At 73.3% G+C, this 25,251-nt stretch carries 20 protein-coding genes; 12 read left to right on the forward strand and 8 right to left on the reverse strand.

Features of this window, described 5'->3' with window-relative positions:
- Positions 1-253: 253 nt before the first annotated feature.
- Both HNR20_RS06125 and ctaC read right to left on the reverse strand, forming a co-directional pair.
- Entirely contained in the window at positions 254-679 is a 426-nt protein-coding gene (locus tag HNR20_RS06125) for a cytochrome c oxidase subunit 4 (protein WP_184177208.1), read from the reverse strand.
- Positions 680-688: 9 nt separating this feature from the next.
- Complete coding sequence (gene ctaC, locus HNR20_RS06130; RefSeq protein ID WP_184177210.1) at positions 689-1,660, reverse strand: aa3-type cytochrome oxidase subunit II; 972 nt, start codon at positions 1,658-1,660, stop codon at positions 689-691.
- Positions 1,661-1,889: 229 nt separating this feature from the next.
- Here ctaC and HNR20_RS06135 point away from each other — a divergent pair, with 229 nt between their 5' ends.
- Complete coding sequence (locus HNR20_RS06135; protein WP_184177212.1) at positions 1,890-3,041, forward strand: cysteine desulfurase family protein; 1,152 nt, start codon at positions 1,890-1,892, stop codon at positions 3,039-3,041.
- Positions 3,038-3,271, forward strand: a complete 234-nt coding sequence (locus tag HNR20_RS06140) for a sulfurtransferase TusA family protein (RefSeq protein ID WP_110564157.1) — start codon at positions 3,038-3,040, stop codon at positions 3,269-3,271. The genes HNR20_RS06135 and HNR20_RS06140 overlap by 4 nt, the downstream gene beginning before the upstream one ends.
- 102 nt (positions 3,272-3,373) lie before the next feature.
- On the opposite strand, the gene HNR20_RS06145 is transcribed toward HNR20_RS06140, so the two are convergent.
- From HNR20_RS06145 to HNR20_RS06155, 3 genes are all read right to left on the reverse strand, one after another.
- On the reverse strand, positions 3,374-4,354 hold the full coding sequence (locus HNR20_RS06145) for a carbohydrate kinase family protein (protein ID WP_184177214.1): 981 nt from the start codon (positions 4,352-4,354) through the stop codon (positions 3,374-3,376).
- Between the two features lie 211 nt (positions 4,355-4,565).
- The gene (gene erpA / locus HNR20_RS06150; protein WP_030337969.1) at positions 4,566-4,934 is read right to left on the reverse strand and encodes an iron-sulfur cluster insertion protein ErpA; all 369 of its coding nucleotides are present in this window, start codon (positions 4,932-4,934) and stop codon (positions 4,566-4,568) included.
- Between the two features lie 182 nt (positions 4,935-5,116).
- Positions 5,117-6,256 carry a glycerate kinase family protein gene (locus HNR20_RS06155; protein ID WP_184177216.1) on the reverse strand — a complete coding sequence of 380 codons (1,140 nt, stop codon included), beginning with the start codon at positions 6,254-6,256 and terminating at the stop codon, positions 5,117-5,119.
- A 67-nt stretch (positions 6,257-6,323) separates the two neighbouring features.
- Between HNR20_RS06155 and nadA the strand changes: the two genes are divergently transcribed.
- The 6 genes from nadA (at position 6,324) to HNR20_RS06185 (ending at position 16,800) form a co-directional block, all read left to right on the forward strand.
- The gene (gene nadA / locus HNR20_RS06160) at positions 6,324-7,523 is read left to right on the forward strand and encodes a quinolinate synthase NadA (RefSeq protein WP_184188061.1); all 1,200 of its coding nucleotides are present in this window, start codon (positions 6,324-6,326) and stop codon (positions 7,521-7,523) included.
- A 200-nt stretch (positions 7,524-7,723) separates the two neighbouring features.
- On the forward strand, positions 7,724-9,091 hold the full coding sequence (gene murA / locus HNR20_RS06165; RefSeq protein WP_260322043.1) for a UDP-N-acetylglucosamine 1-carboxyvinyltransferase: 1,368 nt from the start codon (positions 7,724-7,726) through the stop codon (positions 9,089-9,091).
- Positions 9,092-9,165: 74 nt separating this feature from the next.
- A complete protein-coding gene (locus HNR20_RS06170) occupies positions 9,166-9,759 on the forward strand; it encodes a DUF3043 domain-containing protein (RefSeq protein WP_184177220.1) in 594 nt (197 codons plus the stop codon).
- A 283-nt stretch (positions 9,760-10,042) separates the two neighbouring features.
- Positions 10,043-10,603, forward strand: a complete 561-nt coding sequence (locus HNR20_RS06175; protein ID WP_184177222.1) for a helix-turn-helix domain-containing protein — start codon at positions 10,043-10,045, stop codon at positions 10,601-10,603.
- A gap of 384 nt (positions 10,604-10,987) precedes the next feature.
- On the forward strand, positions 10,988-15,757 hold the full coding sequence (locus HNR20_RS32640) for a WG repeat-containing protein (RefSeq protein ID WP_268240288.1): 4,770 nt from the start codon (positions 10,988-10,990) through the stop codon (positions 15,755-15,757).
- A gap of 44 nt (positions 15,758-15,801) precedes the next feature.
- On the forward strand, positions 15,802-16,800 hold the full coding sequence (locus HNR20_RS06185) for an aldo/keto reductase family protein (RefSeq protein WP_184177223.1): 999 nt from the start codon (positions 15,802-15,804) through the stop codon (positions 16,798-16,800).
- Positions 16,801-16,858: 58 nt separating this feature from the next.
- On the opposite strand, the gene HNR20_RS06190 is transcribed toward HNR20_RS06185, so the two are convergent.
- Positions 16,859-17,656 (reverse strand): site-2 protease family protein, encoded by a 798-nt coding sequence (locus HNR20_RS06190; protein WP_184188066.1) that lies wholly within the window; start codon positions 17,654-17,656, stop codon positions 16,859-16,861.
- Positions 17,656-17,856 (reverse strand): hypothetical protein, encoded by a 201-nt coding sequence (locus HNR20_RS06195; protein WP_121652208.1) that lies wholly within the window; start codon positions 17,854-17,856, stop codon positions 17,656-17,658. The genes HNR20_RS06190 and HNR20_RS06195 overlap by 1 nt, the downstream gene beginning before the upstream one ends.
- Positions 17,857-17,999: 143 nt before the next feature.
- Between HNR20_RS06195 and HNR20_RS06200 the strand changes: the two genes are divergently transcribed.
- From HNR20_RS06200 to HNR20_RS06215, 4 genes are all read left to right on the forward strand, one after another.
- Complete coding sequence (locus HNR20_RS06200; protein ID WP_373291044.1) at positions 18,000-19,841, forward strand: serine/threonine-protein kinase; 1,842 nt, start codon at positions 18,000-18,002, stop codon at positions 19,839-19,841.
- 59 nt (positions 19,842-19,900) lie between these two features.
- A complete protein-coding gene (locus tag HNR20_RS06205; protein WP_184177225.1) occupies positions 19,901-21,811 on the forward strand; it encodes a bifunctional adenosylcobinamide kinase/adenosylcobinamide-phosphate guanylyltransferase in 1,911 nt (636 codons plus the stop codon).
- Entirely contained in the window at positions 21,801-22,574 is a 774-nt protein-coding gene (locus HNR20_RS06210; protein WP_184177227.1) for an adenosylcobinamide-GDP ribazoletransferase, read from the forward strand. The genes HNR20_RS06205 and HNR20_RS06210 overlap by 11 nt, the downstream gene beginning before the upstream one ends.
- Positions 22,575-22,642: 68 nt before the next feature.
- Positions 22,643-23,932 carry a DUF2314 domain-containing protein gene (locus tag HNR20_RS06215; protein ID WP_184177229.1) on the forward strand — a complete coding sequence of 430 codons (1,290 nt, stop codon included), beginning with the start codon at positions 22,643-22,645 and terminating at the stop codon, positions 23,930-23,932.
- 133 nt (positions 23,933-24,065) lie between these two features.
- Here the strand turns inward: HNR20_RS06215 and gcvT are convergent, their stop codons facing one another.
- Positions 24,066-25,196 (reverse strand): glycine cleavage system aminomethyltransferase GcvT, encoded by a 1,131-nt coding sequence (gene gcvT / locus HNR20_RS06220; RefSeq protein ID WP_184177231.1) that lies wholly within the window; start codon positions 25,194-25,196, stop codon positions 24,066-24,068.
- Between the last annotated feature and the right edge of the window lie 55 nt (positions 25,197-25,251).

Raw genomic sequence — 25,251 nt, forward strand, 5'->3', positions numbered from 1 at the left:
CCCCGCCCGGCACCACTCCGCCCACGGTCCGGGCACATTCAGGCCTCCTCTCGGTCGCGCAGCGTCTCGATCAACTCCATATCGCCGACGTTGCGGTATCCGATCACGCTTTCACCCCCACATCGGCGACCTGGAGTCGATCATTCGACCACCGGCGCGAAAGCACGTGCGGCCGGGGCACGACGAAGGCCCGCTCCCCTGGGGGAACGGGCCTTCGTGGCGTACGGGTCGGTCGCGACCGCGACCGGGTGGATCAGTGCTCGGCGGTGCGCCGGGTGCCGCTGTAGTACTCGAACAGCAGCCCGCAGGCCGAGAAGACGACCGCCAGCAGACCGGCGCCGATCAGCCAGTACTGCCAGAACACCATGCCCATCGCGGCGATCGCGGCGGCCAGCGCCAGACCGAACGGCCAGTAGCTGCCCGGGCTGAAGAAGCCGACCTCGCCAGCGCCATCAGCGATCTCGGCGTCCGCACGGTCCTCCGGACGCAGGTCGATCCGGCGGGAGACGAACCAGAAGAAGCCACCGCACATCGAGCAGAGCAGGAAGGACAGCAGCAGGGCGACGGTCCCCACCCACTCGACGCCGCCCGACGCGCCGTTCGTCCAGGCGCCATAGAGGATCGTGGCGCCGAGAAGGAACGCGGCGATGATCAGGAAGATACGCCACTCGGTCTTCATGCGGCTGCCTCAGCTTCCCGTGCGGGCCGGAGCGTGGTCCGGGTTGAAGTTGTCCTGCGTCCGCCGGGTGTCGAACGGCTGCGTGGTCCCCGCGTACGGCTGCTCGCCGATCTCGGTCAGCGCGTCCTGGGTCGACTTGCCGGCCTGCTTGGCCGCCAGGAACTGGTCGTACTTCTCCGGCGAGACCACCCGCAGCTCGAAGTTCATGAACGCGTGGTAGCTGCCGCACAGTTCGGCGCAGCGCCCGACGTAGGCACCCTCGGCGTCCAGGCTGGAGACCTCGAACACGTTGCGGATCTTGCCCGGCATGACGTCCCGCTTGAACAGCAACTCCGGCACCCAGAACGAGTGGATGACGTCGCGGCTGGTCTCCTCGAACCGGATGGACCGGTTGGTCGGCAGCACCAGCACCGGGATGACCTCGCTGGTGCCGAGCGTCGACGCGGTGGTGCGGGCCTCGGTGCCCTGGCCGTCGCGGTAGTTGAACTGCCAGTTCCACTTGAAGGCGACGACCTCGACCGTGACGTCCGGGTTCTTCGACAGCTTGTCGACGTCCGTCTGGACGATCGCCGTGTAGTAGAAGAGCACGGAGACGATCAGGATCGGCGCGATGGTGTAGAGGAACTCCATCGGCATGTTGTAGCGGGTCTGCACCGGCAACGCGTTGCCACGCTTGCGGTAGCGCACGACGCACCAGAAGATCAGGCCCCACACGAAGACGCCGACGGCGAGAGCCGCGATGCAGGAGGCGATCCACAGGTCGTACATCCGCTTGGACTCCGGCGAGATGCCGCCCTGCGGCCAGCCGAAGCCGTGGAACGTCTGACCGACGTCACAGCCGGTGAGCAGAACCAGCAGCGCCACACCACCGAGACCGAGCCCGGCCAACCGACCAGCACCACGCCCCCGGCGTCCACCGACCCCTGGGGAAGCGCTGTGCCGTACGGCCGACGGCCGTACCTCCGAACTCCTTGCGACCACCTGGTCCTGCCTCCCTAGCGCGCCGCGGTGCGTCTTTCCTCAGCACCGGCGGCAAAGGCGTCACCGACGGTCGCAGATTACTCGACCATGACGGACTCGACCGTGGTGGGGTCACTGTCCGCCCCCATCGGGGGGATCCTGGGCATACCACCGCGATAACGTTTGGATCTGTGAGCGCGAGGAGTGAGCCGGGGCTGCGAGCCCCGCAGTCGCGAACGAAGGCGGATCTGTGAGCGCATCCCCGGTCTACCTGGACGCGGCGACTGCCGCGCCGATGCATCCGGTCGCACGGCAGGCGCTGTTGGCCGCCTTCGACGACGGCTGGGCCGACCCGGGCAAGCTCTACACCCAGGCCCGCCGGGCGCGGCAACTGCTCGACGCCGCCCGCGAGGCCACCGCGCTGACGCTCGGCGTCCGTGCCGACGAGGTGTCCTTCACCCCCAGCGGTACGACCGCAGCCCACGGCGCGGTGCTCGGAGGCCTGGCGGGGCGGCATCGGGTCGGGTCGACGCTGGTGCACTCGGCGATCGAGCACTCGGCGGTGTTGCATGCCGCGGAGCGGCACGTCGCGGCGGGCGGGACCGCTACCGGGGTGCCGGTCGACCGGTCGGGCCGACTGGACCTGACCGCGTGGTCGGCCGCTGTGCAGGGCCCCGGGGTCGCGCTGGCCGCGCTGATCACCGCCAGTCACGAGGTGGGCACCGTGCAGCCGGTCGCCGAGGCGGCCGCCGCCTGTGCCGACGTGGGGGTGCCGCTCTACGTGGACGCCGCACAGTCGGTTGGCCGGGTGCCCGTGCCGGCCGGCTGGTCGGTGCTCAGCGCGAGCGCCCACAAGTGGGGCGGCCCGCCCGGGGTGGGCGTGTTGGCGGTCCGTAAGGGCACCCGCTGGGAGTCACCGTGGCCGGCCGACGAGCGGGAGGGTGGACGTACCCCCGGGGTGGTGAATCTGCCCGCGGTGGTGGCGGCGGCGGCGAGCCTGCGGGCGGCGGCGGCCGACGCGGCGGCCGAGGCGACCCGGCTGGCCCCGCTGGTGGACCGGATCCGGGCGCGGGTCGCGACGGAGGTGCCGGACGTGGAGGTGGTCGGCGACCCGGTGCTCCGGCTCCCCCACCTGGTCACCTTCTCGTGCCTGTACGTTGACGGCGAGGCGCTGCTGCACGCTCTGGACCGGCGGGGCTTCGCCGTGTCGTCCGGGTCGTCCTGCACCTCGTCGACGCTGCGCCCGTCACACGTGCTGGAGGCGATGGGGGTGCTCTCGCATGGCAACGTGCGGGTCAGCCTGCATCGGGAGACGACCGAGGCGGACGTCGAGCGGTTCCTCACCGAACTGCCCGGGATCATCGCCGAGTTGCGCGCCGAGGCTGGGGTGGTGGGGCTGTGACGATGCCGGACGAGGTGATCGACTGCCGGGGGCAGCGCTGCCCGCTGCCCGTGATCGCGGCGGCCCGGCGGCTGCCGCAGGTGCCGGTGGGCACGGTGGTCCGGGTGCTCGCCGACGACCCGGCGGCGGCGGTCGACATTCCCGCCTGGTGCCGGATGCGCGGTCAGGAGTTCCTAGGGTCGGTCAACGGACCCGAAGGCCCCGCCTACGACGTCCGCCGCCAACACTGACCCCCGCCCCGGCGATCTTGCACTTTCTGGCGCGACAAGACCCATGAAAAGCCGCGAACCGGCGACACAGAGTGCAAGATCGCCGAGGATGGGGGGTGGGGACTACGCCGGGAGGAGGTGGGGGCGGATCTCGTCCGCCGCGGTGTCGCCGTAGGACTCGGCCATTCGCTTGACGAACAGGTCGCGCCGGACGTCGTACTCCTGGGTCCCGACGGTTTCCAGGACCAGCGTGGCCAGCAGCGAGCCGACCTGGGCGGCCCGCTCCAGGCCGAGCCCCCAGGAGAGCGCGGTGAAGAAGCCGGCCCGGAAGCCGTCGCCCACCCCGGTCGGATCGACCGCCCGGATCTCCCGCGCGATCGGTACGTGGATCGGGTCGATGCCCCGCCCGGCGATCTCCACACCGTCCTTGCCCAGCGTGGTGACCCGCACCTTGACCAGGTCCAGCAGTTGGTCGTCGCTCAGCTGCGCCTTGCTCTGCAGCAGCGACTTCTCGTAGTCGTTGGTCATCAGGTACTCGGCACCTTCGATCAGCGCCACCACGTCCTCGCCGGGCATCCGGGCGAGCTGCTGGGAGGGGTCGGCGGCGAAGGCGTACCCCCGGGTGCGGCACTCGGCCGAGTGCCGCAGCATCGCCTCGGGGTCGTTGGCACCGACCAGCACCAGGTCGAGCCCACCGAGCCGGTCGGCGACCGGGGCGAGCTCGATGTTGCGCGCCTCACTCATCGCACCCGCGTAGAACGACGCGATCTGGCACATGTCCGTGTCGGTGGTGCAGACGAACCGGGCGGTGTGCGCCACCTCGCTGATGTGCACCGAGTCGCAGTCCACGCCGTGGCGCTCCAGCCAGGAGCGGTAGTCGGCGAAGTCCGCCCCCACCGCGCCGAGCAGCACCGGGCGCAGCCCGAGCTGACCCATACCGAAGGAGATGTTCGCCGCCACGCCGCCGCGACGGAGCACCAGGTCATCCACCAGGAAGGAGAGGGACACCTTGTGCAGTTGATCGGCGATGAGCTGGTCGGCGAAGCGACCGGGGAAGCTCATCAGGTGATCGGTGGCGATCGAGCCGGTGACGGCGATCTTCATGTCAACCCTCGGGGTCGGGAGCAGGGCGCGGTCAGCCTACCGGCCGGGCAACCCGACACTGACCGGTCGGTCGGTCATCGGCAACCGGCCCGACACCGCCGCTTCTTCGACCGTTCCCAACGGGTACGACTTCACACCGCTACGACTTCACACCGCTACGACAGCGGGGCCGTCCCGAAGGACGGCCCCGTCTGTGCTGGTGTGGTGTGACTCAGTTGAACGAGTCACCGCAGGCGCACGAGCTGCCCGCGTTGGGGTTGTCGATGGTGAAGCCCTGGGCGTCGATCCGGTCGGCGAAGTCGATCGTCGCGCCGGAAAGGTACGGGGCGCTCATCCGGTCGACAACGACCTCGACACCACCGAAGTCGGTGACGACATCGCCGTCGAGCGAACGCTCGTCGAAGAAGAGCTGGTACCGCAGGCCGGAGCAGCCGCCCGGCTGCACGGCGACGCGGAGCCGCAGGTCGTCGCGGCCCTCCTGCTCGATCAGGGCCTTGACCTTCTGCGCCGCGACGTCGGTGAGGACGACGGAAGTAGGGGCCTGGGCCTCGGTCGACTCGGTCTGCGCTGGCGTGGTCACGTGGAAGTCTCCCTGCGCGGTTTTGGGTCCGGACGCACTGGCCAACGCCGCGCGCCGTCCAGTGATTCCCGGTTGTGGTCCTCTGCCGATCGTACGCCGCCCCGGCCGGACTCACCCGCGTGGCGTAACCCCCGCCGCAGGTCGACCCGCTCCTGCGCGGGCCGGCGGGGTGGTCGGGACGTTCAGCGGCTCCACTGCCGGGCCAGCCGGGCGCCCAGTTCACGCAGGCCCTCCGCGGGTCGGCTCAGCGCGGCGTCGAGCCCGCCGCCCTCTTCGCCACCGAAGTGCTCGACCAGGCTGTACGCGTCGGTCACCCCGGCCGAGGCGGCCTCCCGCCGGCCGGTGCTCACCTGCCCGGCCACCACCACGCAGGGGACGCCCCGGTCGCGGGCGGCGCCGGCCACCCCGGCGACCACCTTGCCGCGCAGCGACTGGTGGTCGAACGACCCCTCGCCGGTGATCACCAGGTCGGCGGTGTCCAGCGCGGCGTCCAGTCGGGTGGCCCGGGTGACAAGGCCGATTCCGGACTCGCAGCCGCCGCCCAGGGCGAGGATGGCCGCGCCGATGCCACCGGCGGCCCCGCCTCCGGGCAACGTGCCGAGCCCCGCCGGGCAACCGGCCAGATCCCGTTCCAGCACGGCCGCGAAACGCTCCAGCGCGGCGTCGAGCAGCAGCACGTCGGCACGGTCGGCGCCCTTCTGCGGACCGAACACGTTGCTCGCCCCGTGCAGGCCGAGCAGCGGGTTGTCCACGTCGGTGGCCGCGACGAGCCGGACGCCACGCAACCGGGGTACGCCGTCCAACGCGTCGACCGCGGCGAGCGCCGCCCCGCCGTACGGCAGCGCGGCGCCGCCCGGGTCGAGCGGGGTGACGCCCAGCGCGGCGAGCATTCCGGCTCCGGCGTCGTTGGTGCCGGAACCGCCCAGCCCGATCACCACCGTCCGGGCGCCGCTCTCCACCGCGGCGGCCACCAACAGGCCCAGCCCGTACGAGGTGGTGGTCTTCGGATCACGTTCGGCGCTGGCGAGCAGGTGCAGCCCGCACGCCTGGGCGCTCTCCAGGTAGGCGGTCGCGCCGTCGGCGGTGAGCAGGATCTCACCGGCCGCCGGACGGCCCAGCGGGTCGACCGTCGACACCGGCACCCGTCGGCCGCCGAGGGCTTCGGCGAGCACCTCCACGAAGCCCGGCCCACCGTCGGCCAGCGGCCGGATCAGCAGGTCGTCCCCGTCGGTGACGGTGCGCCAGCCGGCGGCCACCGCGGCGGCCACCTCCGGTGCGGGCAGGGTGCCGGCGAACTTGTCCGGACAGAGCAGCACGCGCATGCCGAGCAGTGTGGCAGCCCACACCGAGGGAAGCTGCGTCGCGCTCGCGCTGTGGGACCATGGCTACGTGACTTCGACCTGGGTGGAACCCTCCAACACGGCGACGGCTCTGCTGCTGCTCGGCCGGGGCAGCGACCCCGACACCGAGCGTGGCGTCGAGTGTCCGGGCGACCTGCCGGCGCCCAGCGATCCGGATCTGGTGGCCCGCGCCACGGCCGCGAAGGCGAAGCTGGGCAGCAAGGTCTTCGTGCTGGGGCACCACTACCAGCGCGACGAGGTGATCCAGTTCGCAGACGTGACCGGCGACTCGTTCAAGCTGGCCCGGGAGGCCGCGGCCCGCCCGGACGCGGAGTACATCGTCTTCTGCGGCGTGCACTTCATGGCCGAGAGCGCGGACATCCTCACCACCGACTCCCAGCGGGTGATCCTGCCGGACCTCGCGGCGGGTTGCTCGATGGCGGACATGGCGGTCCTGGGCCAGGTCGAGGCCGCCTGGGACACCCTGACCGAGCTGGGCATCGCCGCCGAGACCGTGCCGGTGACGTACATGAACTCCTCGGCCGACATCAAGGGCTTCGTCGGCCGCAACGGCGGTGTGGTCTGCACCTCGTCCAACGCCAAGCGCGCCCTGGACTGGGCGTTCGAGCAGGGGTCGAAGGTGCTCTTCCTGCCCGACCAGCACCTGGGCCGCAACACGGCGGTGCTGGAGATGGGCCTGTCGCTGGACGACTGCGTGCTCTACGACCCGCACAAGCCCGGTGGCGGGCTCACACCGGAGCAGCTTCGCGACGCCAAGATGATCCTCTGGCGGGGGCACTGCTCGGTGCACGGCCGGTTCACCCTCGACAGCGTCAACGACGTACGGGCCCGGGTGCCCGGGGTCAACGTGCTGGTCCACCCGGAGTGCCGGCACGAGGTGGTCACCGCCGCCGACTACGTCGGCTCCACCGAATACATCATCAAGGCCGTCGAGGCGGCTCCGGCCGGTTCGGCGTGGGCGCTCGGCACCGAGCTGAACCTGGTTCGCCGGCTCGCGCTGGCGCACCCGGACAAGCAGATCATGTTCCTGGACAAGGCCGTCTGCTACTGCTCGACGATGAACCGGATCGATCTGCCGCACCTGGTCTGGGCTCTCGAGGAGCTGGTCGCGGGTCGGGTCGTCAACCAGATCACGGTCGACGCCGACACCGCGCACCACGCCCGGGTCGCGCTGGACCAGATGCTCGCCCTGCCCGGTGCGGACACCCCGCCGCCGGCCGCGTCCTGATCACGATCCGTAGTGCTCTTGGTACGCAAAAGCGCCGGATCACCGATTAATGCCACACACGCCGATGTGACCGAGTCGTTTTTCGTCACCGAGGGCTATGCTGCCGGAGCGACGACACACGCGGGCCGTTTCGACTTGGCCGCATTCGGGGTACCGACGACGTTCAGGCTCCCCCCCAAAAACACGGCAGCACCGACGCGCTGGAGGTTGCGTTGACCGACGACGTCCTGGTCGTACACGGAGGCACTCCGCTTGAAGGGCGGATCCGCGTGCGCGGCGCGAAGAACCTGGTTTCGAAGGCGATGGTCGCCGCGCTACTCGGCGACAGCCCGAGCCGGCTGTTCGATGTGCCGAAGATCCGCGACGTCGAGGTGGTCCGGGGTCTGCTCGGTCTGCACGGCGTCAAGGTCACCGACGGCGCCGAGGACGGCGAGCTCGTCTTCGACCCGGCGAACGTGGAGAGCGCCAGCACCGATCAGATCAACGTGCACGCCGGTTCCAGCCGGATCCCGATCCTGTTCTGCGGCCCGCTGCTGCACCGGCTCGGGCACGCGTTCATCCCGGACCTGGGCGGCTGCCACATCGGCCCGCGCCCGATCGACTTCCACCTGCAGGCACTGCGGGAGTTCGGCGCCACCGTCGACAAGCGGCCGGAGGGTCTGCACCTGTCCGCGCCGAACGGGCTGCACGGCACCAAGTTCGCCCTGCCGTACCCGAGCGTCGGCGCCACCGAGCAGGTGCTGCTGACCGCCGTGATGGCCGAGGGCGTCACCGAGCTGCGCAACGCCGCGGTGGAGCCGGAGATCATCGACCTGATCTGCATCCTGCAGAAGATGGGCGCGATCATCAAGGTCCACACCGACCGGGTGATCGAGATTCAGGGTGTGCCGAAGCTGCACGGCTACACCCACCGGCCGATCCCGGACCGGATCGAGGCGGCGAGCTGGGCGGCCGCCGCGCTGGCCACCCGTGGTCACGTCGAGGTCCTCGGCGCGCAGCAGGCCGACATGATGACCTTCCTGAACGTCTTCCGCTCGGTCGGCGGCGAGTACGAGGTCACCGACGCCCGCGCGCCGAAGCTGGGCGACCCGGGCCAGGAGGGCGGCATCCGCTTCTGGCACCCGGGCGGCGAGCTGAACGCCGTGGCGCTGGAGACCGACGTGCACCCCGGCTTCATGACCGACTGGCAGCAGCCGCTGGTCGTGGCGCTCACCCAGGCCCGCGGCCTGTCGATCGTCCACGAGACGGTCTACGAGCAGCGGCTGGGCTACACCGAGGCACTGAACTCGATGGGCGCCAACATCCAGGTCTACCGGGACTGCCTCGGCGGCACCCCGTGCCGCTTCGGCCGGCGCAACTTCAAGCACTCGGCGGTGATCGCCGGGCCGAGCAAGCTGCACGCCGCCGACCTGGTCATCCCGGACCTGCGGGCCGGTTTCAGCCACCTGATCGCGGCGCTCGCGGCCGAGGGCACCTCCCGGGTGTACGGCGTCGACCTGATCAACCGGGGCTACGAGGACTTCGAGGCGAAGCTCGCCGACCTGGGCGCGCACGCCGAGCGTCCGTAACCGCGATCACCTTCCGTTCGCGCCCGGTGCACCGCGATGTGCACCGGGCGCGAACCGTTGGCTACCCTTGCCGCGTGCCGTCGCTCTTTCGCCGCAAGTCCACTGACCTCGTTGACGAGGCCGTCTCCTCGGTGACCCCCGAAGAGACCGCCGAGCGTGCCCGGGGTTACACCCCGGCCAAGGGCCGGGAGACGCCGAAGCGGCCGACCGTCGGCCGCCGCCCGGCCGGCCCCAGCCGCCCCCTCACCAAGGAGGAGGAGCGGGAACGCCGTCGCCAACTGCGCAGCGAGGCCGCGTCGGAGTTCCGCCGCGAGGGCGGCCCCCGCGACCGTGGCCCGGAGCGGCTGCTGGCCCGAAACGTGGTCGACTCCCGGCGTACCGTCGGCACCTGGTTCTTCGGCGGCGCGCTGATCGTGCTGATCGGGTCGAACGCGGCCATGCCGCCGCTGGTCCGGTTGATCTCCAACGTGCTCTGGGGCGCGCTGGCCCTGGGCGTGGTCGTCGATTCGGTGCTGATCTGCCGCAAGATCAGCAGGCTGGTCCGGGAGCGCTTCCCGAAGACCGGCCAGCGGATGGGCTCGCTCTTCCTCTACGCGGTCATGCGGTCGATCACGTTCCGGCGGATGCGCGCTCCCGCCCCCCAGGTCAAGCTGGGCGACAAGGTCTGACCCCGCCTCCGGGCGGACGGGGTGAGAATCCCCCACGCACCTGCCAAGATCCGCACAGCAGCGGGGACGAGCACCTCCGGTACGCCTGGAGGAAGCGGCCTCCCCGCCGTTGTGCGGATCTTGCTTTTGGGCGGGCTGCCGGCATTCGATGCCGCGCGGGAGGGCAAGCACGCCGTGCGGCATCCGGACGCCCACTGTTCGTTGTACCGTGCGCTTGGTTCATCATGCTGAACAGGCTGATGCTGTTCGTCACAACGAACGCTGATCCCGATGGAGCGAACGGATGTCTCCGGAACCGGCCGCCCCGCTGGCCACCATCGCCGCCGCCCTGCGCCGGGAACGGGAACGGGTCGGCATTTCGCTGACCGAGCTCGCCCGCCGGGCGGGGGTGGCCAAGTCCACGCTCTCCCAACTGGAGTCGGGCACCGGTAACCCGAGCGTGGAGACGCTCTGGGCGTTGGGCGCGGCCCTCGGCGTGCCGTTCAGCCGGCTGGTGGAGCCCGACCATGACGGCGTACGGGTGATCCGGGCAGGGGACGGGCCCCGGGTCCGTTCCGAGCAGGCCGACTTCACCGGCACGCTGCTCAGCCCCGGGGCGGCACACCTGCGCCGGGACGTCTACCTGATCGAATTGGAACCGGGCGCCGTCCGAGCCGCCGACGGGCACACCCCGCGCAGCGTCGAACACGTGGTGGTCGCCGCGGGCCGACTGCGGGTCGGCCCCGAGGCGGCTTCGGTCGAGTTGAACCCCGGCGACTACGCCACGTTCCCCGGTGACGCCCCGCACCGTTACGAGGCGCTCGCTCCCGGCACATTCGCCGTCCTCATCCTGGAGCATCCCTGACCGAGGGCGACGATCCCGCCCGAGCCGGGCGGTCGTCGAATGCGGTAGGGTCGAAGTCCAGATTGGGTTATAGACCCAAATGTCCGAAACCATTGGGATAACGTTTGCGCCCGTGGGCGGCGGCACAGTGGCGGTGAGCGAGCCCACGCCGTTACCCTCCATCCGCAGCCACGGCCTGCCGGTGCGGGCGACCTGACCGGCACGCGAGGCCCCAGCGCGACAATTTGCAACGAGGTGACAACGCGTGAGCGAGCGGACGCGAGCCGGCCACCGGGGCGTGGCAGGCGGCGACCGGACGCCCAGCGGTCACTCGGCGCTGGCTACGCACAGCTCACCTTCGGCGAGAATCGGCCGAGTGGCCGGGTGTGGCGACGGGCTCGGTCAATGAACGGCCGCTACAACGACCCGTGGCCAGACCCGAACGAGCCGTCCTGGGTGGCCGAACCGACCACCGAATGGCACCCCCAGTTCCCCGGTCAGCGTTACCCCGGCGACATCGGCATGATCCATCAGCCGCCACCGCGCGGACGGGCGACCGTGACCGGCCGGGCCGAGGTGCCGCCGCTCGCGCCCACCCGCCCGGACGGCACCTACCTCGGCCGGTCCTGGGCCGACGAGCCACCGGCCGAGCCGGCACCCCACGGCCGGTCCTGGGTGGACGACGAGCCGGGCGAGACACCGACCTACGGTCGGCCCCGGGCCGACGAGCGCCCGGCCGACGCGTCCAGTTACGGCCGGTCCGACACCGCCGACTCCCGCCACTACGACCACGAGCCGTACCGTCGCCCTCTACCCGAACCACCCCGTCGCGACGACCGCCGCTCCCCCGAGTCGGACCGGCGTACCGCCTGGTCCGACCGACGCCCCGCCGAGGAGCGAGGACCGGCGCGGGAGGCCGCCTGGCACCGGGAGCAGCCCACCTCCGAGCGGTACGACAGCCGCCGCCCGCGACAGGAGCCCACCGAGTGGGACCGGGGTTACCCGGGCACGCCACCGGTCTCCCCCGCGCCCCGGTCCGATTCCGGCCGGGTGCCGGAGCCGGACGATGCGCCGCGTCGGCGCGGCGCGCAGGAGCGACCGGCCGCCGGTTACGAGCGGCACCCCGGCGACGGGTACGGCGCACGACCCACCCGGGACCACGACGGCCGGATGGCCGACGACCGGGTCGCCGACGCCGCCGACCCGTGGGCGCACGTGGACGGCCGCACGCGGTACCGCGCCGACGGGTACCCGGACCGGAACGCCGACGACGTCCGCCGCCCGGAACGGCGCTACCGCGCGGACGAGGGCGCCGGCGCAGCACCGTCCCCGAACGGTGGACGACGGCACCGGCCCGAGCCGGAGATGCCCGAACAGCCCCGCCGCGACGACGAGCGGCGTCGCGACCCCGACCCGCACCGGCAACAGCCCCGCGAGACCGCGGCCCGCGCCGAGGCGTACCCGGATCGGCGTCCCCGCGAAGAGGCCCGCCCGGACGCGTACCGCGAGGACGGACGTCGCGAGAACGTGTACCGCGAGGACCGGCCTCGCGACAACGGGCACCGCGAGGACCGGCCTCGCGACGACGGGCACCGCGAGCTTCGGCCGCAGCCCGGTCAACGGCCGGACGGCAGCCTGCCCTGGCCGCCACCGGGTCCGCTCCGCCCGGACCGCAGCCGCGAGCCGGATCCCCGCGCCGAGCCGCACCGCACGCCGGACCCACACCGCACTCCAGATCCGCACCGCACTCCGGATCCGCACCGCACCGCGGACCCACACCGCGGCGCCGAGCCGGGTATCCCGCCGCGGCCGGCTGCCCGGCCCGAGCGACCGGCGGCCACCCCGTCCCGGTACGACGAGCGACCGGTGCGCCCAGCCGCGTCGGCTCCGCCGGCACCGGCCTCGTCCGGCCGCGCCATGCCGGTTCCGCCGGTCTCCCCGGAGCGACCGGTGTCGCCCGCGCCCGTCTCCCCCGCCGCACCCGGCCGAGACCGCCCGGTGTCGGCCGCCCCGGTATCCCCTGCCTCCGACGTGCCCATCTCGGGTCCACCCGCCGCACGCCTTCGGCTGGAGTACCTGCCCGCGCCGGTGGACCCGCCGATCGCCGACGAGCGGTCGGATGTCCCGTCGCCTGGGCGCAGGCCACCGACCGAACCGGCACCGGCTGCCGGGGCGCATCCCACCGCACCGCCGCGTTACCCCGGCCCGGACAACGGGGACCGCCCGGTGGACCAGCGGCGCGGCGGGGAGCCGACCCCAGACCGCCACCGGATCGGCGGCGCGCCGAGTTCCACCGCGCCGAGTTCCACCGCGCCGAGTTCCACCGCGCCGAGCGACCATCGCCCGGCCTCACCGGAGCGCCCGCACTCCCCGGACCGACCGCTCTCGCCGCAGCGCCCGCACTCGCCGGAGCGGGTGGATCCGGCGGCCGAGGCACGCCCGCCGGTCGCGCCGCCGCCAACCTGGCAGGTCCCTGACCCACCGTCTGCCTCGACGGCTGCGGCCCCGACTTCTGCGGCCCCGACTTCTGCGGCCCCGACTTCTGCGGCCCCGACTTCTGCAGCCCCGACGTCTGCGGCTCGGACGACTGCGGCCCCGGAGCCCTCGGTGGAGGACCCCGAGGTGGCGCTCCCGCCCGCCCCCGGAACACCGCGCCGCTACGTACCGCCGCCGCCCTCGGAAGGCCCGGTCGCTCCCGTTCCGGCGTCGGAGGAGGTCCCGGGTACCCGTGGACCGGACGCGTGGTTCAGCCCCGCTCAGCCGGCCGAGACCGACCAGGGCGAGCCTGCGCCGGACCGGCAGTCGCCCGAGTTCCCCGACGACGAGTCGACGGCCGGCGATCCCGAGCTCTCCACCGCACCGACCACAATGGATACCGAGCCGTCGACACCGACCGTCGCGACACCCCACCACCAGGCCGAAACCGCCGTCGAGGCCGACCACCAGCCGGCCGCCGCTCGTCCCGTCGGGGACACCGACCCGGCTGAGCACGACCCGACGGACGACGCCGAGCCGCGCGACCGATCGTCGGACGTGGAGGGCGATCCGAACACCGCAGGTCCGACGGACGACTGGCGAACCGACTGGTCGGTCGACGCCGCGCTGCCAGCCCTACCCGAGACGGCTGACGACGACACGTACCCTCCCGTCGCGGCAGCGCCCGTGTCGGCCCCGCCGGTTGCTGACAACCCCGCGCCGAGGGTCCCGGCACCGGCCGCTGCGCCCATCTCCGCGCCGCCAGCGCCAACGCTGCCGGCCTCCGTGGCACCCGTCTCCGCACCTCCCACATCGGCACCGCCGGCCTCCGTGGCACCCGTCTCCGCGCCTCCCGTCTCCGCGCCGCCGTTCGCCGTAGCACCTGTGTCCGCGCCTCCCGTGTCCGCGCCACCGTTCGCCGCAGCACCCGTGTCCGCGCCGCCGTTCACCGCGCCTCCCGTGTCCGCGCCACCGTTCGCCGCACCCGTCTCCGCGCCACCGTTCGCGGCAGCACCCGTGTCCGCGCCGCCGACCACCCCGGTACCCGGCTTCGCAGAACCAGACTCCGCCGCACCCATTCCCGCAGCACCTGTATTCGCGCCGCCCGCACCGGCGGAGCCGGCAGCCCTGGCACCCATGTCCGCACCACCCGTGTCCGCGCCGCCTGCGTCCGCGCCACCGCCCCCCGCGGCGCCCGTCTCCGCACCGCCGACGGCCCCCGCACCGCTGTCGGCAGCGCCCGTGTCCGCGCCACCCATCTCCGCGCCACCCGCGTCGGCGGTGCCGACGTCCGCCCCACCCGCGTCGACCGTTCCCGGCCCGAGGACCGGCGCGCGTGAGGAGGACGTGCCCGTTTCCGCGCCACCCGGCGACGCTCCGCCGACGGCCACCCGACCGTCACTGGCCGACCCGGGCGATCCGGAGCAGGTCCTCGCGGCGTACCGCTGGCGGCTGGACCCGGTGACCCTGCGCGAGGAGCTGACGGAGCCGGACGACCTGCGGGCCATCCGGCGGCGGTTGACCGAGAAGCTGGGGTCGGCGATCGACAACCGCGCCCGGGCCCGGTTACTCAGCCTGCGGGCGGTGACCTCGCGGATCCTCGGCGACCTGGACGACGCGCTGGCCGACGGTCGACTCGCCCTCACCTACGCCGAGGCGACCGGCGAGCTGCGCCGGACCGCGCTGGCCCAGGCCCGGCTGGCCCACGTCCTGCGCTGGCGCGGGAACTTCGCCGAGGCCGACCAGCTCTTCGCACAGGCCAACTCGGTCGAACTGCCGGACCGGTTGCGGGCCGCACTCCACGAGCACGCCGGGCGGTCGTGTTACGACCAGGGACGGCTCATGGAGGCCTGCCAGCACTTCGAGCAGGCGCTGGACCTGCGCGGCGCTGGCGACGCCGAACTGCTGGACCGGGTCCGGGTGGCCCTCGACGCGGTCGCCGCCCGGGCCACGACGGACGGCTTCGGGCCGTACCGCCGGGGTCGGGACGAGGTGCTCGACCGTGACCGGCCCCCGCTGCCGGAGCGCGACGGGCCGCTGTGGGGTTACACCGACCCGGAGGGCGACCTGGTCATCCCCGCCCGGTACGCCGAGGCGCAGCCGTTCCACGACGGGTTGGCCTGGGTCCGCCGGCCGGACACCGACCGGTGGTCGCTGATCAACCTGCTCGGTACGACGGTGATCCCGCCGTCCTTCCGGGCGGCCCACCCCTTCAGTGACGGCCTGGCCTGGGTGGTCGGCGAGGGCGGTTGGACCGCGATCGACGCGACCGGCGCGGTGCACGTCGCACCCAACTTCGCCGAGGTACGACCGTTCCGCCGCGGGCTGGCCGCCGTCCGGCGCGAGGGGTGGGGGGCGGTCGACCGGACCGGCCGGATCGTCGTGCCCACCCGCTACCACGGGTTCGTCACCGAGTTGGCCGACGGCCAGCAGGTCGACGGTTTCACCGACGAAGGGCTCGCCGTGGTCGACGTGGCCGGCCGGCGCGGGGTGGTGGACCGCACCGGCACGGTGCTGGTCCCGCCGTCGCACGCGATGCTGGTCATCCACCCGGTGGCGTTCCTGGTCGCCAGTGGTGCCGGGCGGTGGGGTGCCCTGGACCGGCGCGGCGCGGCGCTGATCGACCCGGTGCACCGGGATCGCGCCGAGGTGCTGGAGGAGATCGACCGACTACTCACCGACGCCAATCCGGTGCTCTGAGTGGCCGGTCGACGATGTTGATCCACTAGAGCTAGGGTCGGTACATGGAATTCCGACACCTGGGCCGCTCCGGCCTGTTGGTCAGCGAGATCTCGTACGGCAACTGGATCACCCACGGCTCGCAGGTCGAGGAGGACGCCGCGTTCGCCTGCGTCCGGGCCGCCCTCGACGCGGGGATCACCACCTTCGACACCGCCGACGTGTACGCCGGCACCCGGGCTGAGGACGTGCTCGGCCGGGCGCTGCAGAACGAGCGCCGCGAAGGCCTGGAGATCTTCACCAAGGTCTACTGGCCGACCGGGCCGGGCCGCAACGACCGTGGCCTGTCCCGCAAGCACATCATGGAGTCGATCAACGGCTCGCTGCGCCGACTGCGCACCGACTACGTGGACCTCTACCAGGCTCACCGCTACGACACCAGCACCCCGCTGGAAGAGACGATGGAGGCTTTCGCCGACGTCGTCCACTCCGGCAAGGCGCACTACATCGGCGTCTCCGAGTGGACCGCCGCGCAGCTGCGCGCCGCCCACCCGCTCGCCCGCGAGCTGCACATCCCGCTGGTCTCCAACCAACCACAGTATTCGATGCTCTGGCGGGTCATCGAGACCGAGGTCGTGCCGGCCAGCGAGGAGCTGGGCATCGGACAGATCGTCTGGTCCCCGATGGCGCAGGGCGTCCTCTCCGGCAAGTACCTGCCGGGGCAGCCGCCGCCCGCCGGTTCCCGCGCCACCGACGAGAAGTCCGGTGCGGGCTTCATCTCCCGGTGGATGGGCGACGACGTGCTCACCCGGGTCCAGCAGCTCAAGCCCCTCGCCGAGCAGGCCGGTCTCAGCATGGCCCAGCTCGCCGTGGCGTGGGTCCTGCAGAACCCGAACGTCTCGTCGGCGATCATCGGGGCGTCCCGCCCCGAGCAGGTGCACGACAACGTGAAGGCGGCCGGCGTGAAGCTCGACGCCGCGCTGCTCAAGGCGATCGACGAGATCGTCGAGCCGGTCACCGAGCGGGACGCGGCGAAGACCGAGTCCCCCGCGCAGCGTCCCTGACGCCAGTCCGGTCCGGTCGGCGCGAACCTCTCGCGCCGACCGGACCGGTTCGGTCAGCTCAGCTCTGCCAGAAGCGGATCAGGTCGAGGCCGGTGGCGTAGAGCCACGAGGGCAGACCGAGCAGGTCACCCACCGCGAAGACCACGTCGAAGAACCAGCCGCCGATGCGCGGGTTCCACAGCAGCGCGAAGAGCAGCAGGAACCCGTACGGGGCGAACAGGTCGTACATCTTGCGCCACTGCGGGTTGAGCCACGGTTGGATCATGTTGCCGCCGTCCAGGCCGGGCACCGGCAGCAGGTTCAGGACGCTCGCGGTGAGCTGCAGGAAGGCGAGCAGCGCCACCCCGGCCCAGAACTCCACCGGGCCACCCGACTCGATGCCGATCCGCAGTGCCGCCACCAGCACCAGCGTGAACAGCACGTTGGTCGCCGGGCCGGCGAGGCTGACCAGGGTGTGCCGCAGTCGGCCCGGGATGGCGTGCCGGTCCACCCAGACCGCGCCGCCGGGCAGACCGATGCCGCCGAGCAGCACCACCACCACCGGCAACACGATCGACAGCAGCGGGTGGGTGTACTTCAACGGGTTGAGCGTCAGGTAGCCACGGTGGGCGATGTCCCGGTCGCCGGCCCGGTAGGCGACCACCGCGTGGGCGTACTCGTGCAGGCAGAGCGAGACCAGCCAGCCGGACACCACGAAGAGGAACACGTCGAACCGGACGTTGCCGTAACCGTTCCAGGTCAGCACCCCGCTGACCGCGAAGAGGGCGACCAGGCCGAGGAAGACCGGGCTGGGCCGGAACGCCGCCTTCGGTACGCCGAGAACCAGCCCGTCGCCGCCCGGCCGGTCGTAGGCCATCACTCGGCCGTGGGTAGCAGGCTCATCCGGTACTCCACCCGGTCGTCCTCCACGAGCGCGACCGAGGTGACGCCGGACGCCGCGAGCTCCCGCCAGGACTGACCGATCCAGGATTCGGCGTCGGCCTGGCTGCCGAACGACTCCGCCGGTCCCTCGACCGTCTGGCCGTCCGTGCCCTCGTACCGCCAGCTCCACGCCATGCCGCGTCTCCCCTCGCCGCTGAAGTCCCCGTGGGACGAACCCTCGCCAGCGTAGTCGGCCCGGCGCGCGACGGCCGCTCGCTCGCCCCCGCAGGGTCCAAGGGTGGATCAATCCCGTTGGCGTCGGCCGGTACGGTGGCCCGGTGCTGACTCGGGGAGTGCTGCTCGGTGACCGGTACCGGCTGAGCGAGCGGGTGGCGACAGGTGGGATGGGCGCGGTCTGGCGCGGCACGGACGTGCTGCTGGAACGCGAGGTCGCCGTGAAGGTGCTGCTGCCGTCGCTGGTCGCCGACCAGGAATTCACCGCCCGGTTCCGGGCCGAGGCGCGGATGCTGGCCGCGCTGCGGCATCCCGGCGTGGTCGCGGTGCACGACGTCGGGCAGGCCGTGCTCGCCGACGGCGGCCAGGTCGACTACCTGGTGATGGAGTACGTCGAGGGTGAGCCGTTGTCCGCTCGGGTGCGCGCGGCGGGGCGGCTGGATCCGGCCACCACCATGTCGGTGCTGGCGCAGGCCGCGGACGCGCTGCACACCGCCCACCTCGCCGGCATCGTGCACCGGGACGTGAAGCCGGGCAACCTGCTGGTCAAGGCGGACGGCAGCGTGGTGCTCGTGGACTTCGGCATCGCCCGGTCCCGCAGCATGGCCGGGCTCACCGCCGCGAACATGGTGCTCGGCACCGCCTCGTACATGTCCCCCGAGCAGGCCACCGGGCAGTCGGTCTCGGCCGCCACCGACGTCTACGCGCTCGGCGCGGTGGCGTACTTCTGCCTCGCCGGGCAGCCGCCCTTCCAGGGCGACAACCCGCTCGCGGTGGCGCTGCGGCACACCCAGGAGGAGCCGGCGGCGCTGCCGCCGGGCACCCCACCGGCGGTCGCCGCCGTGGTCGCCCGCGCGCTGGAGAAACGTCCGGCGGACCGGTTCGGCAGCGCCGCTGACATGGCCGCTGCCGCCGCCGACGCCCGCGACTCGACCCTGGCGAGCATCCCGGTCTCCGCCCGCCCACCGTGGGCGCTGGCCGCGCCCACCCCCGGGACGCCCTCGGCCACCCCGGCCGCCACACCGCCCGTCCCGGCCTTCGCGCCACCGCCCGCACCGACCCCCGCGCCGCCGGCCGCACCGACACCCTCGGTCGGGCCGACGCCGACCGGGCAGCCCGCGCCGATCGGGGCCGCGCCGATCGGGGCCGCTGCCGTGCGCACGCCGGCGGGCTTCGCGGCCTCGCCGACGACCGGGTCGGGGTCGACCCGGGAGGACGTGTTCCGGGAGGGATCGTCCGGCCGACGCCGGCAACTGCTGATCGGGGCCGGCGCGGTCGCCCTCGTGGCGCTGATCGCCGTGGCCGTGGTGGCCCTGCGGCCCGGCCAGGAGCCGGGTGGGACGGACCGTCCGCCGGCGCTGGCCGGCGAATCGGCGGCGGCCCCGGACGACGTCGCGCTGAACCCCGGAGATGCGAGCACCTCGGGACCTCCGCCCAGCGGCGCCCCGGACGCCAGCCGCACCGCGTCCGCCGCGCCGACCGGCTCCGGCGGCCGGACCGACGCGCCGACGAGCGCCCCGGACCCGCGCACCACGACGCCGGGCAGCACCCCGACCGGGAAGGCCAGCAGCCGACCGACGCCCACCGGCAGCGCGGCCGGCCGGCCCAACCCGTACACGGCCGCGCAGGCGTGCGGCAGCGGCTACCAGGTGATCGACTCGGCGACGCTGACCGGCGGCGACGGCCAGCGCAAGGGCCGGGTCTTCCTGATGTACCACTCGGGCACCGGCGCCAACTGCGTGGTCACCCTCAAGGACACCGCGGTCGGCACGAAGACGGCGGCCTCGGCGTACCTGGAGGTGCAGGGGCGGACCCGCAGCACCGACAGCGGGTCCTTCGACTACTACGCCGGGCCGGTGCGGGCCAGCGCCGCCGGGACGTGCGTGAAGTGGGGCGGCACCACCGGCGGGGTCAGTTACGGCAGTGGGTTCGAACACTGCGACTGATCAACGGTGAGCGCCGGGCCGGCAGGCAGCACGAGCACCGGCGGCCTTAAGGTACGGGCATGTCCGTAGACGGGTGGAACACGGTCCTGGTGCTCGGCGGGACCCGGTCCGGCAAGTCCGAGTTCGCCGAGTCCCTGGTCACCGACGCGCCGGTGGTCCGCTACCTCGCCACCGCGCCGGAGGGCGACCCGGAGGACACCGAGTGGGCGACCCGGCTGGCGGCGCACCGCGCCCGACGGCCGGGCAGTTGGACCACCGAGGAGACCGCCGCGGAGCCACGCCGGCTGGCCGACGTGCTCGCGTCCGCCGAGCCCAACGAGACGCTGCTCGTCGACGACCTGGGCGGCTGGGTGACGGTGCTGCTCGACCCGGATCACCAGCCCGCCGACGACGTGGCGACGATCGCGGAGCTGGCCGAGGCGATCCGCACCTGCTCGGCGCGGGTGGTGCTGGTGAGCCCCGAGGTGGGGCTGTCGCTGGTGCCGACGACCCCGCTGGGCCGGGCGTTCACCGACGCGTTGGGCGCGGCCAACCGCGCGGTCGCCGACGCCTGCGACGCGGTGGCGCTGGTCGTCGCCGGCCAGCCGGTCTGGCTGAAGCCGGTCGCCACCACGGTCGCGCCGGCGGCTCCCGCCACCGCGACGCTGCCGGCTGCTCCCGCCACCGCGACCGCACCCGTCGGGGCGAGCCTGGGCGACGCCGAGCCCACCCCCGAGGTGCAGCTGCCCGATGTGCTGACCCACACGCCTCCGGTCGTCCCGAACCAGGAGCCCGGCAACCCCTGGGCGGCCCCGACCATGGCGCTGCCGATGGTGGCCACCGGTCTGGTCATCCAGCCGGGCATGGAGCTGCCGATGCCCGACGAGTACGCGGGCCCGCAGGCGGTGGACCGACTGGCCACGCTGGACGTGCCGGGGGCCGGGCTGGGCGTGCTGGACCGGGCGGTCGGTTTCGCGGCCGCCACCCAGGGCACCTCGACCCCGCAGGCCTGGAGTTCGGTGCGGGTGTTGCTGCTGCACGGCGACCACGCTGGCGGGGCGTCGGCCGGCACCGTCGCCGGTGAGTCGGCGCGCCGGGCCGCGCAGGCCCGCGCTGGCCGGGGCGCGTTGGCGCGGCTGGCCGCCGAGAGTGGCGCCAGCCTGCAGGTGGTGGACACTCCGGCCGCCGCGGCGATGGAGGACCAGCCGGCGCTCTCACCCGAGCAGGTGGAGTCCGCGCTGCGCTACGGCTGGCGGCTCGCCGAGCAGGCCGCCGACGCCGGCGTACAGCTGCTGGTGCTGGGGGCGTGCGGAGCCGGCACCGAGGCCGCGGCCGCGGCGGTTCTCGCGGCGACCGCGGGCGCGGAGCCGCCCGCCGTGCTGGGCCGGGTGATCACCGACGCCGGCGAGATCGACGACGCGGCGTGGATGATCCGCTGCGCGGCGGTACGCGACGCCCTGCACCGCACCCGCCGCTCGTCGCGCGGCGCCAAGGACATCCTGGCCGAGCTGGGCGGTGGCGACGTGGCGGTGGCCACCGGTGTGCTGCTCGGTGCCACCGCCCGTCGGGTGCCGGTGCTGCTCGACGGGCCGGTCGGAGTCGCCGCCGGCATGGTCAGCCGCGACCTGGCCGGGCAGGCCCGACACTGGTGCCTGCTCGCCGACCACGGCGGGCACCCGGCGGTGCGGCTCGCCGCCGACGTGCTCGGTCTCACCCCGCTGCTCGACCTTCGGCTGGATCTCGGCGAGGGCGCGAACGCGCTGGTCGCGCTCCCGCTGCTGCGCTCGGTGCTGGCGCTGGCCGCCGCGCTGCCGGTCCACCCGTCGCTCGGCGGTGACGAGGAGCCAGGCCCGGCCCCCGACGAACCGGAGCCGGATTTCGCCGAGCCCGATTTCGCCGAGCCGGACTTCGCCGAGCCGGAGCCGGCCGGCCCGGGCCCGGCCACCACCGGGGCGGACGAGCAGCCGGCGTCGGGCTGGCGTGCCGGCTGAGTCGCGGTTCCTCGCGGGAACCCGGCTGGCGGTCACCACGTTCACCACGCTGCCGGTGCGGGCCGGACGAATCGACCGCCCGGTCGCCGGCACCGCGATGGCTCTCGCCCCGGTGGTCGGAGCGCTGCTCGGCGCCCTGCTGGCCGGCGTGCTGCTGCTGACCGGCGCGTTCGCTCCCCCGCTGGTGGCCGCCGGTGTGACGGTTGGCGCCGCCGCGCTGCTCACCCGCGGGCTGCACCTGGACGGGCTGGCCGACACCGTGGACGCGCTCGGCTCGTACCGGCGGGGCGCGGCAGCGCTGGAGATCATGAAGAAGCCGGACGTCGGCCCGTTCGGGGTGGTCGCGCTGGTGGTCGTACTCCTGGTGCAGGCGGCGGCGCTCGCCGACCTGGCGGGGCGGTCCTGGCCGGCGTGTCTCGCGGCGGTGGCCGCGGCGACCGCCGCCGGGCGGTTCGGCGTCACGCTGGCCTGTCGGCGGGGAGTGCCGGCGGCCCGGCCGGACGGGCTCGGCGCGCTCGTGGCCGGCACGGTCGGCCCGGTGGCACTGGCCGTCGGCGCGGTCGCCGTCGTGCTGCTGGCGGTGCCCGCGGTGCCGGGCCACCCGTGGCAGGGGCCACTGGCCGTCGCGGCCGCGCTCGCCGTCGCGGTCGGCCTGCTGACCCACGTGGTACGACGGCTGGGCGGGATAACCGGGGACGTCCTCGGCGCGACCGTCGAGGTGGTCACCACGCTGGTCTACCTCGGTCTGGTGCTGTCCGGCTGAACCGGGCGCGGCGGGCCGGGTAGCGTTCGCCTCGACAGCACCGGCGTCGGCCACCGGGGGACCCCAAAATGCTCATCACGGACGACTTCCTGCCCGTACCGGTGCCGGAGTCGCTCAGCGCGACCTACCTGGTGCCGATGGCGGGGCTACCGAAGGTCAGCGCGAAGACCGCGGTGGCGGCGCTGACCGGCCGGCTGGCCGAGCCGGTGCACGGGCTGGCCCGGCAGATGCTGGACAGCCCGCTGATGAGCGTCGACACCCGGCCCATCGCCGACTTTCCCGAGCTGCCGCCGGACCTGCTCACGGCGTTCGGCGCCACCGAGGAGCAGCTGGCCCGGCTGGCCGCGGCGACCCACCTGGTGGTCGTGCAGGCCGAATACCGGCCCGGTTGGCCGCCCGCGCACGAGTGGGCGGCCCGCGCGGTCGCGGCTGCCGTGGCGGAGTCCGTCGACAGCGACGTGGTGGACGTCTTCGGTCTGCAGTTCCTCGACCCGGCGACCGCGCTGCGCTCACTCCCCGACGAGCAGGGCCGGATCCGGCTGGTCGACTGGGTGCTGGTGCCGTACTCCTCGGACACCGAGGGGCTGTGGTTCACCACCAAGGGGCTGCGCCGCTTCGGGCTGCTCGAGTTGCAGACCCAGGGGGTGCCCGACCACCTCACCCGCGCCTGGGGTGCGGTGATGACCGGGGCGGCACGCCGACTGCTGCGGGACTGGACCGACGGGCTCACCGGCGAGGAGGTGCCGGCGTTCGTGCAACTGCCGGTGCTGGCCACGGTCACCGGGCACGACATCGCGGTGGCGTACGGCAACCCGGAACAGCACGGCGCGACCGCCCCGGTGCTGCTGCGCCTGGAACTGGACCCGGCGACCGACCCGGAGGCCGACTCGTTCCTCAGCCTGCGTCCGCCGGCCGGGCACCGGGGGTCGGACGGGCGCTACTACGCGGCGGCCTGCGCGACCCTGTTCTCCGGGATCCAACCGGACGTGCGCTACGCCCGATCGGGTGACGCGATGAGCCGGGCGGTCGCCACTGCCCGGGCGGCGCTGGGTGACGCGCGGGCCCGGTTCGTCGCGGGCCGTCTCCCAACGGAGTCGCAGCTGGTGGTCAAGTACGGCCTGCCCGGCGACGACGGCCCGGAGTACGTCTGGGCCGGCGTCACCTCGTGGGAGACCGCGGAGCGGATCATCGGTGTGAGCGCCAGCGACGCCGCCACCGACCCGAGCGTGCGGATCGGCGCTCCGGTGGTGGTGGAGGCGACCGAGGTGGTCGACTGGGCGGTCCTGGACGCCACCGGCGTCATCGAGGGCGGCTGGACCCAAGCCGTCCTGGACTCCGGCGAACCCCCAACCCCCTAACCCCACCCCGGCCCACCCCGCCGGACCCCCGCCGGACCCCCGCCGGCCCCCCGCGTTGATCATGAAGTTATTGCCACCGCCGTCGGCGTGTCGTGGCAATAACTTCATGATCAACAGGGTTCTGGGGCGGGGGTTACTTCACTGAGGGGGTTACGAAGGGGGGTTTGGTTAGCTTCAGGGGGGCTCGGCGGCCTCGGATGTCGATCTCGACCTCGTCGCCTTCGGACAGGTTGGCGTCGGTGTTCAGCAGGGCCAGCGCGATGCCCTGCTTGCGGGTCGGGGAAAAGGTGCCGCTGGTTACCGTGCCGACCTGGGTGTCGCCCACGTGCAGGGTCATCCCGGGCCGCGGAATGGCCCGGTCGACGGCTACCAGGCCGCGCAGCGTACGCCGGGGGCCGGCGGCCTTCTCGGCGAGCAGCGCGTCACGCCCCCAGAAGGCCGGCTTGTCCCAACCGACCGCCCAGCCGGAGCGGGCCTGCACCGGGGTGATGTCCAGGGAAAGGTCCTGCCCGTGCAGCGGGTAGCCCATCTCGGTACGCAGCGTGTCCCGGGCGGCCAGGCCGCAGGCCCGCAGTTCGAACGCCTTCCCGGTGGCGAAGAGCGCGTCCCAGACGGCCACCGCGTGCTCCGCCGGCACCACCAACTCGTAGCCCAACTCGCCCGTGTAGCCGGTACGGCAGACGGTCAGCTCCACCCCGGCCAGGCTCGCCGCGGAGAAGCTCATGTAGCCGTGCTCGGTGGGCAGGTCGAGAGCGGCCAGCAACTCGGCCGCGCGGGGGCCCTGCACGGCCAGCACGGCGTACGCCTCGTGCTCGTCGGTGACGGTGACCTGCGCGGGCGCCGCGGCGCGCAACCGGCGCACCACCTCACCGGTGTTCGCCGCGTTCGGGATGAGGAAGACGTGGTCGTCGGCGTACAGGTAGGCGATGATGTCGTCGACCACGCCGCCGGTGGCGTCGTCACAGCAGAGCGTGTACTGCGCCCGCCCCGGACCGATCCGGCCCAGGTCGTTGCTGAGGCAGGCGTTGACGAAGTCGGCAGCCCCGGGGCCGCTCACCCGGGCCTTGCCCAGATGCGACACGTCGAAGACCCCGACCGCGGTACGCACCGCGGTGTGCTCCTTGAGCACCCCGCCGCCGGCGTACTCCAGCGGCATCTCCCAGCCCCCGAACGGGGCGAACTTGGCGCCGGCGGCGATGTGCCGCTCGTGCAGCGGGGAACGGCGCAGCCGGGTCGCGGCGGCGTCGTAGGTCACGTCGGTCATGGGTGGCAACTTACCGGGGGCAACGTCGCTGGTTAGCATCGGCGGGAGCCCGCTG

The organism is Micromonospora parathelypteridis, assembly GCF_014201145.1.
GTDB classification, from domain to species: Bacteria; Actinomycetota; Actinomycetes; order Mycobacteriales; family Micromonosporaceae; genus Micromonospora; species Micromonospora parathelypteridis.

Excerpts from the sequence above, each read along its gene's own strand:
- HNR20_RS06185 (WP_184177223.1), top strand. The coding sequence starts at position 15,802 with ATGGAATTCCGACACCTGGGCCGCTCCGGCCTGTTGGTCAGCGAGATC.
- HNR20_RS06145 (WP_184177214.1), bottom strand. The coding sequence starts at position 4,354 with ATGAAGATCGCCGTCACCGGCTCGATCGCCACCGATCACCTGATGAGC.
- HNR20_RS06175 (WP_184177222.1), top strand. The coding sequence starts at position 10,043 with ATGTCTCCGGAACCGGCCGCCCCGCTGGCCACCATCGCCGCCGCCCTG.
- HNR20_RS06205 (WP_184177225.1), top strand. The coding sequence starts at position 19,901 with ATGTCCGTAGACGGGTGGAACACGGTCCTGGTGCTCGGCGGGACCCGG.
- HNR20_RS06155 (WP_184177216.1), bottom strand. The coding sequence starts at position 6,256 with ATGCGCGTGCTGCTCTGTCCGGACAAGTTCGCCGGCACCCTGCCCGCA.
- HNR20_RS06195 (WP_121652208.1), bottom strand. The coding sequence starts at position 17,856 with ATGGCGTGGAGCTGGCGGTACGAGGGCACGGACGGCCAGACGGTCGAG.
- HNR20_RS06125 (WP_184177208.1), bottom strand. The coding sequence starts at position 679 with ATGAAGACCGAGTGGCGTATCTTCCTGATCATCGCCGCGTTCCTTCTC.
- HNR20_RS32640 (WP_268240288.1), top strand. The coding sequence starts at position 10,988 with ATGAACGGCCGCTACAACGACCCGTGGCCAGACCCGAACGAGCCGTCC.
- HNR20_RS06215 (WP_184177229.1), top strand. The coding sequence starts at position 22,643 with ATGCTCATCACGGACGACTTCCTGCCCGTACCGGTGCCGGAGTCGCTC.
- gcvT (WP_184177231.1), bottom strand. The coding sequence starts at position 25,196 with ATGACCGACGTGACCTACGACGCCGCCGCGACCCGGCTGCGCCGTTCC.
- HNR20_RS06190 (WP_184188066.1), bottom strand. The coding sequence starts at position 17,656 with ATGGCCTACGACCGGCCGGGCGGCGACGGGCTGGTTCTCGGCGTACCG.